The 14,139-nt window shown below is 33.2% G+C and carries 11 protein-coding genes; 6 read left to right on the top strand and 5 right to left on the bottom strand.

The window, feature by feature from the left end; genetic code table 11:
* Positions 1 to 61: 61 nt before the first annotated feature.
* Positions 62 to 3,235, bottom strand: a complete 3,174-nt coding sequence (locus IRZ80_RS05215; RefSeq protein ID WP_194640499.1) for a UvrD-helicase domain-containing protein — start codon at positions 3,233 to 3,235, stop codon at positions 62 to 64.
* 273 nt (positions 3,236 to 3,508) lie between these two features.
* Here IRZ80_RS05215 and IRZ80_RS05210 point away from each other — a divergent pair, with 273 nt between their 5' ends.
* Positions 3,509 to 4,117: a superoxide dismutase gene (locus IRZ80_RS05210; protein ID WP_115813149.1), complete on the top strand. Its 609-nt coding sequence runs from the start codon at positions 3,509 to 3,511 to the stop codon at positions 4,115 to 4,117.
* Between the two features lie 1,237 nt (positions 4,118 to 5,354).
* Here IRZ80_RS05210 and IRZ80_RS05205 read toward each other — a convergent pair.
* The 4 genes from IRZ80_RS05205 to IRZ80_RS05190 all read right to left on the bottom strand — a co-directional run bounded on the left by IRZ80_RS05205 (position 5,355) and on the right by IRZ80_RS05190 (position 9,452).
* The gene (locus tag IRZ80_RS05205; RefSeq protein WP_194640498.1) at positions 5,355 to 7,253 is read right to left on the bottom strand and encodes an amidophosphoribosyltransferase; all 1,899 of its coding nucleotides are present in this window, start codon (positions 7,251 to 7,253) and stop codon (positions 5,355 to 5,357) included.
* Between the two features lie 141 nt (positions 7,254 to 7,394).
* Positions 7,395 to 8,318 carry a PfkB family carbohydrate kinase gene (locus tag IRZ80_RS05200; RefSeq protein ID WP_194640497.1) on the bottom strand — a complete coding sequence of 308 codons (924 nt, stop codon included), beginning with the start codon at positions 8,316 to 8,318 and terminating at the stop codon, positions 7,395 to 7,397.
* Between the two features lie 75 nt (positions 8,319 to 8,393).
* Positions 8,394 to 8,873, bottom strand: a complete 480-nt coding sequence (gene rnhA, locus IRZ80_RS05195) for a ribonuclease HI (RefSeq protein WP_194640496.1) — start codon at positions 8,871 to 8,873, stop codon at positions 8,394 to 8,396.
* Between the two features lie 9 nt (positions 8,874 to 8,882).
* Positions 8,883 to 9,452, bottom strand: coding sequence for a phosphoribosylglycinamide formyltransferase (locus tag IRZ80_RS05190; protein ID WP_194640495.1), 570 nt, complete (start codon positions 9,450 to 9,452; stop codon positions 8,883 to 8,885).
* Between the two features lie 178 nt (positions 9,453 to 9,630).
* Here IRZ80_RS05190 and IRZ80_RS05185 point away from each other — a divergent pair, with 178 nt between their 5' ends.
* From IRZ80_RS05185 to pyk, 5 genes are all read left to right on the top strand, one after another.
* The gene (locus IRZ80_RS05185) at positions 9,631 to 9,867 is read left to right on the top strand and encodes an acyl carrier protein (protein WP_007137004.1); all 237 of its coding nucleotides are present in this window, start codon (positions 9,631 to 9,633) and stop codon (positions 9,865 to 9,867) included.
* 186 nt (positions 9,868 to 10,053) lie between these two features.
* On the top strand, positions 10,054 to 11,313 hold the full coding sequence (gene fabF / locus IRZ80_RS05180; protein WP_194640494.1) for a beta-ketoacyl-ACP synthase II: 1,260 nt from the start codon (positions 10,054 to 10,056) through the stop codon (positions 11,311 to 11,313).
* A gap of 1 nt (position 11,314) precedes the next feature.
* Positions 11,315 to 12,055 carry a ribonuclease III gene (gene rnc / locus IRZ80_RS05175; protein ID WP_194640493.1) on the top strand — a complete coding sequence of 247 codons (741 nt, stop codon included), beginning with the start codon at positions 11,315 to 11,317 and terminating at the stop codon, positions 12,053 to 12,055.
* Positions 12,056 to 12,170: 115 nt separating this feature from the next.
* Positions 12,171 to 12,659, top strand: a complete 489-nt coding sequence (locus IRZ80_RS05170; RefSeq protein WP_194640492.1) for an IPExxxVDY family protein — start codon at positions 12,171 to 12,173, stop codon at positions 12,657 to 12,659.
* A gap of 5 nt (positions 12,660 to 12,664) precedes the next feature.
* The gene (gene pyk, locus IRZ80_RS05165; RefSeq protein ID WP_194640491.1) at positions 12,665 to 14,095 is read left to right on the top strand and encodes a pyruvate kinase; all 1,431 of its coding nucleotides are present in this window, start codon (positions 12,665 to 12,667) and stop codon (positions 14,093 to 14,095) included.
* Positions 14,096 to 14,139: the final 44 nt, after the last annotated feature.

Genomic DNA, 14,139 nt, shown 5'->3' with positions numbered 1-14,139 from the left:
TTTTTAAAAATCTAAAGACAAATAAGCTTTAAATTTAATTATTTGATAAATTATTTGTTTTTCACAAATGTACTATATCGATTTTGGTTCCAATGTATACCAGTGCTTTTTTTAATACTTTAAAGCCCATTTTTTCAATAGCCATTTGATAATTTTCTAATTGATATTTATATTTCTGATTAGGAAGCCCTGTTTTATAATCCAGCAAAAAAACTTCTTTTGCTTTATTAATCACAATCCGGTCAGGTTTAATAGTACCACTCTCTTTTTGAATAATCGTTTTTTCATTTAAAACTTCATTCCCTTCAGCAAAATGCTCAGCTAAATCCTGATGATTTACTATTTCAGTTATTGCATTATAAACTATTTCCTTTTGAAGTATTGTAATTAACCCATTTTCGATTGCTTTATTAATTGCCAATTCAACATCGTTTCTTGTCGCTACAAAAGAAAGTATTTCGTGTATTACATTACCAAACTCAATTGCCTCCAACTGATGAGTACCCCACATTAATGCTTCTCTTTGAGCTATTTTTATGTTTTTAGGATTCAGGACTTCCAAAACTGCAGGAATATTTTTGGTAGTGTCAATATGTATTTCTTTATCTGATAACTTTGTTGAATTACCAAATTGATATTCTAATTTATTCTCCTCATAAAGTCTTTGCTGCATCAGATATTTTATAAAAAAAGAAGCCATATTACTTGGATATTCACCATCTTTTCTAGGCTTTACATTTTGAGAAATAATATACAATTGTTCTTCTGCCCTTGTCAAAGCAACGTACAGCACATTAATATTATCCAGCAGTTCTTCCTGTTTTTTTAAATTATAAACAGCAGAAGCCTCCTCGCCAAATTCCTCAATAGCACTGCTGTTATCTACCAATACTTTCGGCATATTAAGATCTTGCTCTTCAGAATTGAGCCATAACTTGTCTTTTGGTTTTCTATTATAATCTTCTTCAGCAAAAGGCATAATCACGACCGGAAACTCCAACCCTTTCGATTTATGAATGGTCATAATCCTTACCGCATTTGTTCCCTCGGGAGAAGGAATACTGAATTTCTCGGAGTTTTTATCCCAATAATTCAAAAAATCTGAAATCCCTGCCTGATTACGAACATCACGCTCAAGAACAATATCCAAAAAATACTGAACATAAGCTGTCCCTACAGATTGATCTGCTTCATTTTTATTCATTGTTAGAAACTTAGAAATAATAACTTCAGCTGCTTCATACAAAGATTTTTTTCTAATATTTTGAAAAGAGAGTTCAATATTACAGTTCTCGAGCCATTTTTCGAAAGTTGTTTCTTCTTTCAATTCCATTCCTTTGGCGATGAAATCATGAACAGGCAATTCATTTTGTTTATTTTGTGCCAAATACTGCAAAAAATTGGCTTTCGACTCTAAATCGGAGCTGTTTTTTAAATATTTCAGAATATGGATTATCAGCCGGACTTCAGTTGCATTTTGAATCATCAGTGTTTCGGAAGACAAAAGCGGAACCCCTTGTTCCGTCAAATAATTGGCAACTGCAATTCCCTGACTTCTTTTTCGAGTCAGGATTACAATATCTTTATATTCGAAACCCTCTTTTAATACTTTTTGAATCGTATTTAATGTCGCCAAAACATATAGTTCTGATTTATCGAGAGTTTCTTCATCATCTTCCGAAGATTCTATTTCGGGTAAAAATGAAATATTCACATAACCGCCTACTTTATTATTTATCTTTTGATGACTATGGTTTTCGTATAGATCTTTGTAATCTGGATTATCGAATTCACCTGATAACAATTTAAAAAAACTATTATTAAATTCGATTACCTGCGAATAACTTCTATAATTTTTATCTAAATGTTCTAATTTTTTTTCAGGATTACTGAACGGATTTTGATCTTTACTAAGCTCAATAAACTGTTCGGCTTTACCGCCACGCCAGCGATAAATAGACTGTTTTGGATCACCAACTATCATCAAAGTTCCTTTTTGGCCGGAATCATCCTGACCAGCAAGCGCATTATCAATAAGCGGAATCAAATTTTGCCACTGCATTTCGGAAGTATCCTGAAATTCGTCAATAAAAAAGTGACGGTAGCGCTCTCCCAATCTTTCATATATAAAAGGAGCCGGCTGATTTTGGATTTCACGGTGAATAATAGCATTGAATTCGGTAATAGACAACGTATTTTGCTCGTTTTGAATTTTTGTCAATTCATTACTTACCGTATTCAACAATGACAAAGGTGTAATGTTCTTCAAGAAAGCTTTATAGAAATTTCGTTTTTCGAAGTTTTTGTAAATTCCCGAAAGACTCTGCAGCAAATCAGGAATAATATTTTCTATTAAAGCGCGGTCTTTTGCCGTTTTATTAATTGCAATATCATCAAACTCCCGAAACATTTTATTCTTGGAATTAAATCTTCCATCCGTTATGCTTTGAAGATGATTAGGAAAAGTTCCTCTGGAGAATGATTTCAAATCAATTCCGTTTTTATCAATTAATTGCAGCAATTCACTAGAACACGCCGCATTTTCTTTTTCCAAATTTTTGCAGACCTGAACTAATTTATCTTTTACAGCTATAAAATCACTTATTGATTTATCTTGAAAATGGACAATTTCGTTTCGGTTATTTTCATTGAGTACTAATTTTCCTGTTTCCAGAATTTCCCGCGAGATGTCCCAAGATTTATCATCATCGGTTTTTTCCATCGTGAAATCGATAAGTAATTTGGTCAGCGTTTCATCTTCGCCCGCTTGTGCAATTATCGCATCCACGGCTTCGATTAATAAATTTTCGGTATCCAAAGTCACCTCAAAAGTCATAGGCAGTCCCAAATCGTGTGCAAAAGCCCGAATCACTTTGTGGGTGAATTTATCAATCGTAGATATATCAAAAGCTGCATAATTATGAATAATATGCTTGATAATCTGCTGTGATTTGGTCTTAATCTGAATTATAGAAAGTCCGGTATCTACGGATAAATCCTGCATTAAATCAGAAGCTTTTGCATTTGGTTCATCTTTAGCAAATTCGGACAAACTGCCTACAATACGGCTTTTCATTTCATGAACCGCTTTATTGGTAAAAGTAATGGCAAGAATATTTCGATAGGCATCATTCTTGTTTGCCGTTAAAATAATTTTTAGATATTCTTTGACAAGTGCATATGTTTTTCCGGAACCTGCTGAGGCATCATAAATGGCGAAAGATGGTCTTTCCATATATTAAGTACTGTTTTTATTTTTGAAAACAAATTTTGTTGAAATCACAAAATCCCAAGCCCCGATAGAAGTGGAAATCCTTTTTGTCTCGGCTTTTGGGACGAGATAAAAAGATTGAAACGAATAGCGGGAAACAGCTCCAAATTACTGTTTTTTTGACCGCCAAAAGGAACTATCATTTTATTTGATAAAATTATAACAAAATAGAATTTTCAATTCCAAAGTTAAATGTTTAATTTTGAAATTATTTATAAATCATTAAACAACTATACTATGGCTTTTGAATTACCACAATTACCTTATGCGTATGACGCATTAGAACCACATATTGATGCCCGTACAATGGAAATACACCATTCAAAACATCACAACGCTTACACTACAAATTTGAATGCAGCTATAGCAGGAACTGATTTGGAAGGAAAAACAATTGAAAATATCTTGATTAACTTAGATAAATCTAATGCTGCTGTTCGTAATAATGGTGGTGGTTTTTACAATCATAACTTATTTTGGACTGTTATGTCAGCTGATGGAGGCGGATTACCAACTGGTGAACTGTTAGAGGCTATCGAAAGCTCTTTTGGAACTTTTGAAGAATTTAAAGCAAAATTTGCTAAAGCTGGTGCTACACAATTTGGCTCTGGATGGGCTTGGCTATGTGTACAAAAAGGAGGTAAATTAGACGTTTGCGGTACTCCAAATCAAGACAATCCATTAATGCCTGAAGTAGGCTGCGGAGGAACTCCAATTTTAGGTATGGATGTTTGGGAACATGCTTATTATTTGAATTATCAAAACAGAAGACCTGATTATATTGAAGCTTTTTTCAGTGTAATTAACTGGACTGAAGTATCTAGACGTTTTGCTTTAGAGAAGTAAGAAAATAGAATAAAGGACATACAATACATGATAGACGGACGAACCTAGAGTTTGTTCGTCTATTTTTTTTAAGACACTTTTAATTTTATTTCTATTTTCTTTTTTGACTTTATTCCAATAAAAAAGGTGAAATGTTACTTTCACCCTTTTTGCCCCAAATCTACCATAAACTTAACCTACTAAAAATTATGGTACTCAAATTTACTTTGTAAAAACGTATTTCTAAATTATTCTCGATAAATACCCAATAAAGTCGTTTAACTAAAGAATTTGCTCATATTCAGTAAATTTTATTACTGAATATTCTATTTGTACGATATAAAACAGAATCATAAAAAGCAAAAACCTGACTTTATTCCAATAAAAAAGGTGAAATGTTACTTTCACCCTTTTTGCCCCAAATCTACCATAAACTTAACCTACTAAAAATTATGGTACTCAAATGTACTTTATAAAAACGTATTTCTAAATTATTCTCGATAAATACCCAATAAAGTCGTTTAACTAAAGAATTTGCCAGAATTCAGTAATTTTATTACTGAATATTCTATTCGTACGATATAAAACAGAATCACAAAAAGCAAAAACCTGACTTTATTCCAATAAAAAAGGTGAAATGTTACTTTCACCCTTTTTGCCCCAAATCTACCATAAACTTAACCTACTAAAAATTATGGTACTCAAATGTACTTTATAAAAACGTATTTCTAAATTATTCTCGATAAATACCCAATAAAGTCGTTTAACTAAAGAATTTGCCAGAATTCAGTAATTTTATTACTGAATATTCTATTCGTACGATATAAAACAGAATCACAAAAAGCAAAAACCTGACTTTATTCCAATAAAAAAGGTGAAATGTTACTTTCACCCTTTTTGCCCCAAATCTACCATAAACTTAACCTACTAAAAATTATGGTACTCAAATGTACTTTGTAAAAATGTATTTCTAAATTATTCTCGATAAATGCCCAATAAAGTCGTTTAACTAAAGAATTTACCCATATTCAGTAAATCTTATTACTGAATATTCTATTTGTACAATATAAAATAGAATCATAAAAAGCAAAACCTGACTTTATTCCAATAAAAAAGGTGAAATGTTACTTTCACCCTTTTTGCCCCAAATCTACCATAAACTTAACCTACTAAATTATGGTAGAGCAAACATAATTTGATATTAATGATTTTTAAAATAAATTCGACAAAGTACCTACATACCCGATAATCGGACAATTTAGTATGCTCTGGCGTCTTTACCTTCATAAAAATTCATAAAAGCTCTATTTACTACACGATTACCGCCTGGAGTAGGATAATCACCTGTAAAGTACCAATCTCCTAGGTTTTTTGGACAAGCTACATGTAAATCTTCTACTGTTTGGAAAATAATTTTTACTTCAGCATTAATATCCGATGAACTAAGCATTTCGGCAATTTTATCTGAGATTTCCTGGGAAGTGAAAGAATCATATATTGCTGTAACATAATTTACAACATCTGTATCATGATAATTTTCCTGCGCTTTACATTTAGCATACACTTCATCAACAATATGATACAGATTTCTTTCTTTCAATAACTCTAAAGCTGCTCTAAATGCAACAAGTCCTTCTAATTTTGCCATGTCAATTCCATAACAATCAGGAAAACGTATCTGCGGTGCAGACGAAACGATTACAATTCTTTTTGGTTTTAAACGATCCATCATTTTAATGATACTCATTTTAAGAGTTGTTCCTCTTACAATACTATCATCAATAATAACAAGATTATCCGTTGGCTTGATTACTCCATAAGTTACATCATAAACGTGAGCCACTAAATCATCCCTGCTGCTGTCTTCGGTAATAAAAGTTCTAAGTTTAGCATCTTTTATAGCAACTTTTTCAGTTCTAATTTTTACTGAAAGTAATTTTTCTAAAGAATCAACTGTTAATGTATCCTTATTTTCAAGAATAAAATTTTTCTTTCTTTGATTTAAAAAATCCTGAGCCGCTTCTACCAGACCATAAAAGGAAGTTTCAGCTGTATTTGGTATGTATGAAAAAACAGTGTTGTCAGTATCGTTATCAATAGACTCTAATACTGCAGGCAAAATCAATTTCCCTAAATCTTTTCTTTCCTGATAAATCTCTGCGTCGCTTCCTCTTGAGAAATAGATGCGTTCGAATGAACATGCTTTTTTTACAGTTGGAGTTAAAATTTCTTTCATCGAAATATCTCCATTTTTTTTGATGATTAAAGCATTACCAGGATCAATTTCTTTTACTTTTTCAAACGGAACATTAAAGACTGTCTGAATCACAGGGCGTTCAGAGGCTACCACCACAATTTCATCATCTTGATAATAATAAGCCGGACGTATTCCTGCAGGATCTCTAAATACAAATGCATCTCCATGACCCAAAAGACCTGCCATAGCATATCCTCCATCAAGATTTTTGGCAGAACGCATAAGTATTTTAGCGATATCCAAACGCTCTGCAATTACTGGAGAAGCATCTCTTTTAGAATAACCTTCGGCTTTACAGTCCTGATATAACTGCATTACTTCTTTATCCAAAAAATGGCCGATTTTTTCCATTACAGTAACAGTATCTGCCATTTCTTTTGGATGCTGTCCTAATTCAACCAGATTCTGAAAAAGTTCTTTAACGTTAGTCATATTAAAGTTTCCAGCCAAAATCAAATTCCTGTGCATCCAGTTGCTTTGACGCAAAAACGGGTGCACGCTTTCTATACTATTTTTACCAAAAGTTCCATAACGGACGTGTCCTAAATACAGTTCACCTATATAAGGAATATTTGCTTTCAGCTGTGCAACATCATCCGAATATTCAGGATGAGCCGCCATCACTTCGTTTACTCTTTCGTTTATCTGTTTGAAAACATCCTGAATAGGCTGTGCATGATTAGAACGGACACGGCTTATGTATCTTTCACCCGGTTCTACATCCATTTTAATGCTTGCAAAACCAGCACCGTCCTGACCGCGGTTGTGCTGTTTCTCCATCATCAGGTACATTTTCTGTATACCATAGAATGCGGTACCATACTTTTCTTTATAAAATTCAAGAGGTTTTAAAAGTCTGACTAAAGCTATTCCACATTCGTGTTTTAAAGCGTCGCTCATTGTTTTGTTGTTTGTAGTTGTTGGTATTTATTGGTATCTGTATAACTTTTCTTTAAACCAAATACGAAGCAAATTCGTACTGTTTCTTATAAATATTAACTGTGTTAATTAAAAAAAGCCTCATATCGAGGCTTTAGAACATTATAATTCTATATCAAACTGGGTCAGAGATTTAAACTGTTTAAGTCTTGAGACCACTTCATCCTCTTCTAAACCAATCATCCTTTCTGTTCCAAATTTCTCTACACAGAAAGAAGCTAAATTCGAACCGTAAATAATTGCGTTTTTCATATTCTCGAAAGAAACATTTTCACTTTGTGTTATATATCCTGAAAATCCTCCTGCAAAAGTATCTCCAGCACCAGTTGGATCAAAAACTTCTTCTAACGGTAATGCCGGTGCAAAGAAAATTTCTTTTCCATGAAACAACAAAGCTCCATGTTCACCTTTTTTGATTACCACATATTTTGGTCCCATTTCGTGAATTTTTGTTGCTGCTTTAACTAAAGAATATTCTCCAGAAAGCTGACGCGCTTCTTCATCATTTATAGTAATAACATCTACTCTTTTTATGATGTCTAATAATTCTGGCAAGGCGCAATCCATCCAAAAATTCATAGTATCAAGAACTACTAATTTTGGTTTGGTTTCCATTTGGTCCAAAACACTGCTTTGTACCAATGGATGCAGGTTACCTAACATTACAATTTCGGCATTTTTATAATCCTGAGGCACTTTTGGCTGAAAATCTGCTAAAACGTTTAATTCAGTTACCAAAGTATCTCTTGAATTCAAATCGTTGTGGTACAATCCGCTCCAGAAGAAAGTTTTACCTCCCTTAACAACTTCGATTCCAGAAATATCTATATTTCTATCTGTTAGCAAATCTAAATATTCCTGTGGAAAATCATCGCCAACAACAGAAACTACTGCCGATTTAACATTAAAAAAAGAAGCCGATATTCCTATATAAGTTGCTGCTCCGCCTAGAATTTTGTCTGTTTTCCCAAAAGGAGTTTCAATTGCGTCGAAAGCTACTGTTCCAACAATCAATAATTTATTCATTATATGAGTTTCGAATTAGGGTGCAAAGATAGTTTATAAGTTGCAATATTGCAAAGGGTGTATTTTGCAAAGTTTTCATAAAAGTTTGCCCTCTTCTTTTTCATAAAAGGCATCTATCGAAAGCTGTTTCTGCATAGAAGCCATAACAGCCAGTTCATCACATCTTTCATTCTGAGGATGATTATTATGCCCTTTTATCCATTTAAAATCAACCTGATGCTTTTTATAAACAAGCAGAAAGCGTTTCCACAAATCAGGGTTCTTCTTTCCGGCAAAACCTTTTTTTTCCCAGCCAAACACCCATTTTTTCTGAACCGAATCCACAACATACTTTGAATCCGAAATAACCAGAACGGCTGTATTCTCTTTTTTTAGTTTTTCAAGACCAACAATTACTCCCAGCAATTCCATCCGGTTATTGGTTGTGTGCCTGAAACCCTCGTAAAACTCCTTTTTATAAGGTTTTCCAACCCATTCCATAACAACACCGTAACCTCCATTTCCGGGGTTTCCCTTAGCAGCGCCGTCTGTATATATATGTACGTCGTAATTCAAGAGCGGTAATTAAAGATTATTAAGAAGCAGTTTTTCTATAACTTCAGGAAAATGTTTTTGTTCCAGTTCATGGATTTTTGCAGCAACCGTTTCTGGTGTATCACTTTCAAAAAGACTGACATGCTGCTGAAATATAATATTCCCTTCGTCATAATTTTCATTCACATAATGAATAGTAATTCCAGTTTCAATTTCTTTATTTTCTACTACTGCTTTGTGAATATGCATTCCATACATTCCTTTTCCGCCAAATTTTGGCAGCAGGGCAGGATGTATATTTATGACTCTATTTGGATAAGTTTCAATTAAATCATCTGGAAATTTTAATAAAAATCCCGCTAAGACAATTAAATCCGGTTCAAATTGAATTACATTCTGTAATACTTTTCCTGAATTTAATTCTTCTTTAGAAAAAATCACGGTAGGAACATCTAATTTTTTTGCTTTATCAAGAACAGTAGCTGCTGCATTATTGGTAAAAACAGCTGCTACCTTCCCAATCTCCCCATTGCCAAAATATTTTATAATGTTTTCAGCGTTAGTCCCCGATCCAGAAGCAAATATCAGTATTCTTTTCATAATTCTATTTTTAGATTTTATGCAAAAAAAGGAATAAAAAACGAAAATAAATAGGTTTACAAAATCTTTGTTGGAATAAATTTTATAAATTAGTACTCACATTTATTCACTAAATAGTTGTTTTAAAATAAAGTTGTTTTATTTTTGCCAACAAATTAAATTCTAAAATTAAAAGATTATGTCAGACATTGCATCAAGAGTAAAAGCGATTATCGTAGACAAATTAGGTGTTGACGAAAACGAAGTTGTAACAGAAGCAAGCTTCACTAATGATTTGGGAGCTGACTCATTAGACACTGTTGAGCTTATTATGGAATTCGAAAAAGAATTTGACATTCAAATTCCAGACGATCAAGCAGAAAACATCGCTACTGTAGGTCAAGCTATCTCTTACATCGAGGAAGCTAAAAAATAATAATTACACACCCGATTTCTAAAATTTCTTAATTTTAAATCGGGTGTTATTATTTAAAAAATTAAATTCCGATTGAATTTCAATCAAATTATATTTACAATAAATCCCCATGACTCTTTAGTTACTTTTTATAGTATAGAAAGCATGGGCTTTATTTGTTAAAAGATAACAAAAATAAAAACGTTTATGGTTTTAAGAAGAGTTGTTGTAACAGGCCTTGGAGCCCTTACTCCCATTGGTAATACTGTTGAGGAGTTTTGGAATGGCTTAATTAACGGTGTTAGCGGCGCTGCACCAATAACCTATTTTGATGCTTCAAAGTTTAGAACAAAATTTGCCTGTGAAGTAAAAAACTTCAATGTAGAAGATTTTATTGATAGAAAAGAAGCCAGAAAAATGGACCGTTATGCACAATACGCTATGGTTGCATCTGACCAAGCCGTAAATGATGCTAATTTTGACTATGACAAATTAGATAAAGACAGAGTCGGTGTTATTTGGGGTTCAGGAATTGGAGGATTAGAAACTTTTCAAATTGAAGTTCTTAATTTTTCAGAAGGGGATGGTACACCTAAGTTCAATCCTTTCTTTATACCAAAAATGATTGCAGATATAGCTGGCGGTCTTATTTCTATGAAGCATGGATTTAGAGGGCCAAATTTCACAACAGTTTCTGCTTGTGCATCATCAACAAATGCTATCATCGATGCTTTCAATTATATCCGTCTTGGTCATGCAGATGTTATTGTAACTGGCGGCTCTGAAGCTGCTGTAACAATTGCTGGAATGGGAGGTTTTAATGCTATGCATGCCTTATCAACAAGAAATGATGATCCAAAAACAGCTTCAAGACCGATGGACAAAGGAAGAGATGGATTTGTACTTGGAGAAGGTGCTGGAGCATTAATTTTAGAAGAATACGAGCATGCGGTAGCCCGTGGTGCAACAATATACTGCGAAATAGGAGGAGGCGGAATGTCTGCAGATGCATATCACATTACTGCACCGCATCCTGAAGGATTAGGAGCTAAAAATGTAATGTTAAACTGTTTAAGAGATGCTGGCTTAGAGCCAACAGATGTAGACGGTGTAAATATGCATGGAACTTCAACTCCGCTTGGTGATATTGGAGAATCTAAAGCAATTCTTCATGTTTTTGGTGAACATGCATATACAATGAATCTGAATTCAACAAAGTCTATGACTGGTCATTTACTTGGTGCAACTGGAGCAATAGAAGCAATATCATGTATTCTTTCATTAAAGCACGGAATTGTGCCTCCAACAATAAATCATTTTACAGATGATGAAAATATCGATCCAAAATTAAACTTTACTTTTAACGTTGCTCAAAAAAGAGAAATGAATGTTGTTATGAGTAATACATTTGGTTTTGGCGGCCATAACGCCTGCGTTTTGGTTAAAAAATTAGATTACAAAGCATAAAATGCGTTTTCTAAAAAAAATATTCTCAAAATCCCGTTCTCAAGAAGACGGGATTTTTTTTACTGCTATTCAATCCATCCTTGGATTTGACCCTATTTCTCTGGAATTTTACAGAAAAGCCTTTACGCATCGTTCATCAAACCGCATCGATTTAAAAGGCAATCCAATTAATTATGAGAGACTTGAGTTTCTAGGTGATGCGATGCTGAGTTCGGTTATTGCCGCCTACTTATTCAATGAAGCCCCATTAGGAGATGAAGGTTACTTAACGAAAATGCGTTCAAAAATAGTAAGCCGGGAGCATCTGAATGAACTAGGCAAAGACTTAAACCTAATTGAATTTGTTGAAAGCAAAGTTCCTGTGCATCACTTTGGAGAGAACATACATGGAAACATATTTGAATCTTTAATAGGTGCAATTTATTTAGATAAAGGGTACGAATACTGTGAAAAATTTATACAAAAAAGGGTTGTTATTCCCTATGTGGACATTGCAAGACTGGAAGGTAAAGTAATCAGTTATAAAAGCCTAGTGATAGAATGGTGTCAAAAAGAGAAAAAACAATTCCATTATGATATTTTTGACGACAATGCAATTGATGGTCAGCGGCTGTTTGGTGTTAAACTAAGTATTGATGACAAAGTAGTTGCAAAAGCCAGAGCTACTTCAAAAAAGAAAGCAGAAGAGAAAGCTTCGCAACGCGCTTACTTTGCTTTTCAGGAAAAAATTGAAAGAAAATAGCTAAATGATTATTAATGCTACATCGTTTTCGTTAATAAAATATCATAATCCTAGTCAGTAAGCGTCCTTTTACTAATTTAGAAATATTATATTTACAGCTTATTTTTTAATGACCATGGCGATTCATAAACTGAATTTTGGTGAATTTGACGAGATAGATTATAGTCTTATTGCTATTCACACCACATTAGAAGATTACCGATTGGCTTATTTTATCAATCAAAAACTTCATGTAAACCTGAATAAATCTATCAAAGAAATTCAAATTACTGATAAAGAAGGAGAAGTTCATTTTTCTAGATTTCATTATTATGAAAAGAAAAAAGATATTTCATGGGATTTGATACAAAATATAAACGAAGTCATTCAACAAAAAAAAGAAGACAATCAAAGTTTGTTTACAAATTTTGACATTGAAGTAGCAAAAAAAGTGTACATGATTCCTGAATTTAAAAAAGTAAATTACTTTTTGAAAATTGAAAACAGCGAAGACGACACCAATCTTTTGAAAATTCAAAGTGAGCTGAATTCAATAGATCAAATAGCTGCCAACTATATTGTTGAAATAAATAAGATAAAATCAAAAAACAATCTAATTTTTTAAAAAAAATGCTTACAAACAAAAAAACCAAAATTGTAGCCACTCTTGGGCCTGCATGTAGTACACGAGAGATCATTAAAGATATGATCGAGGCAGGTGTAAATGTATTTAGAGTGAATTTTTCTCATGCTGATTATGAAGATGTTAAAAACAAAATCAATATTATACGCGGCATAAACGAAGAATTTGGATACACTACTGGTATTCTTGGAGACTTACAAGGCCCTAAACTTCGTGTTGGGGTTATGGAAGATGGAGTTGTTGTTAATGATGGTGATTTGATTACTTTCACAACTGCTGAAGATATAATAGGTACTTCTAAAAGAGTATTTATGAAATACCAAAATTTCCCTAATGATGTTAATCCTGGAGAAAGAGTATTATTGGACGATGGTAAATTGATTTTTGAAATCGTTGAAACCGATAAAAAATCTGAAGTTGTTGCACGTGTTATCCAAGGAGGTGAATTGAAATCCAAAAAAGGAGTGAATTTGCCAAATACTAAGATTTCATTACCTGCATTAACAGAAAAAGACATTGCTGATGCCATTTTTGCAATAGAAATGAAATTAGACTGGATCGCTCTTTCATTTGTAAAAACACCTAGAGATTTACAAGATTTACAAGAATTGATTGCAAAACATTCTGAGCATAAAATTCCAATTATTGCCAAAATCGAAATGCCGGAAGCATTAGACAATATGGATAGAATTGTTGCTTATTGTGATGCTTTGATGGTTGCAAGAGGTGACCTTGGAGTTGAATTACCTGCGCATGAAGTACCATTGGTTCAAAAAGAATTAATCCGCAGAGCTAAAACTGCCAGAATCCCAGTTATTGTTGCTACTCAAATGATGGAAACAATGATTACCAGCTTAACTCCAACCCGTGCAGAAGTAAACGACGTAGCCAACTCGGTTATGGATGGAGCTGATGCCGTGATGCTTTCCGGAGAAACTGCTACAGGTAATTATCCAGTACAGGTAATCCAAAAAATGACTCAAATCCTTGAAGCTGTTGAAGATTCACCGCTTATTCAAGTTCCACAAAACTCACCTCAGGTAAGAACAAACCGTTTTATCACAAAAACAGTTTGCCAGCATGCAGCTATCATGGCCAATGCTATCAAAGCAAAAGCAATTTGTACTTTAACCAACAGTGGTTATACCGCATTTCAAATTTCGGCTTGGAGACCATCTGCACATATTTTGGTTTTTACTTCAAATAAAAGAATTTTGACTCAGCTTAATTTACTTTGGGGAGTAAAATCATTTTATTACGAAAAATCAGTTAGCACAGATGATACTGTTGTAGACGTAAATAATATCGTAAAAGAGAAAGGTTTTGTGAAAAAAGGAGATTTCTTAATCAACCTTGCTGCTATGCCTATTGTTGAAAAAGGTATGGTAAATACCTTAAGAGTTTCTGAAATAGAGTAACTTTTAGTACATCAAAATATAAAACCGTCTTAAATCTTTTAAAG

The sequence above is a fragment of the Flavobacterium sp. HJJ genome (genome assembly GCF_015351475.1).
Classification (GTDB): domain Bacteria; phylum Bacteroidota; class Bacteroidia; order Flavobacteriales; family Flavobacteriaceae; genus Flavobacterium; species Flavobacterium marginilacus.
Note: the sequence above shows the minus strand (reverse complement) of the source record. Positions and strands in the feature narration are given on the sequence as shown.

Bases quoted from the DNA above. Each gene is read 5' to 3' on its own strand.
- IRZ80_RS05185 (WP_007137004.1), top strand. From the start codon at position 9,631: ATGTCAGACATTGCATCAAGAGTAAAAGCGATTATCGTAGACAAATTA.
- pyk (WP_194640491.1), top strand. From the start codon at position 12,665: ATGCTTACAAACAAAAAAACCAAAATTGTAGCCACTCTTGGGCCTGCA.
- IRZ80_RS05170 (WP_194640492.1), top strand. From the start codon at position 12,171: ATGGCGATTCATAAACTGAATTTTGGTGAATTTGACGAGATAGATTAT.
- rnc (WP_194640493.1), top strand. From the start codon at position 11,315: ATGCGTTTTCTAAAAAAAATATTCTCAAAATCCCGTTCTCAAGAAGAC.
- IRZ80_RS05210 (WP_115813149.1), top strand. From the start codon at position 3,509: ATGGCTTTTGAATTACCACAATTACCTTATGCGTATGACGCATTAGAA.
- IRZ80_RS05205 (WP_194640498.1), bottom strand. From the start codon at position 7,253: ATGAGCGACGCTTTAAAACACGAATGTGGAATAGCTTTAGTCAGACTT.
- fabF (WP_194640494.1), top strand. From the start codon at position 10,054: ATGGTTTTAAGAAGAGTTGTTGTAACAGGCCTTGGAGCCCTTACTCCC.
- IRZ80_RS05190 (WP_194640495.1), bottom strand. From the start codon at position 9,452: ATGAAAAGAATACTGATATTTGCTTCTGGATCGGGGACTAACGCTGAA.
- IRZ80_RS05215 (WP_194640499.1), bottom strand. From the start codon at position 3,235: ATGGAAAGACCATCTTTCGCCATTTATGATGCCTCAGCAGGTTCCGGA.
- IRZ80_RS05200 (WP_194640497.1), bottom strand. From the start codon at position 8,318: ATGAATAAATTATTGATTGTTGGAACAGTAGCTTTCGACGCAATTGAA.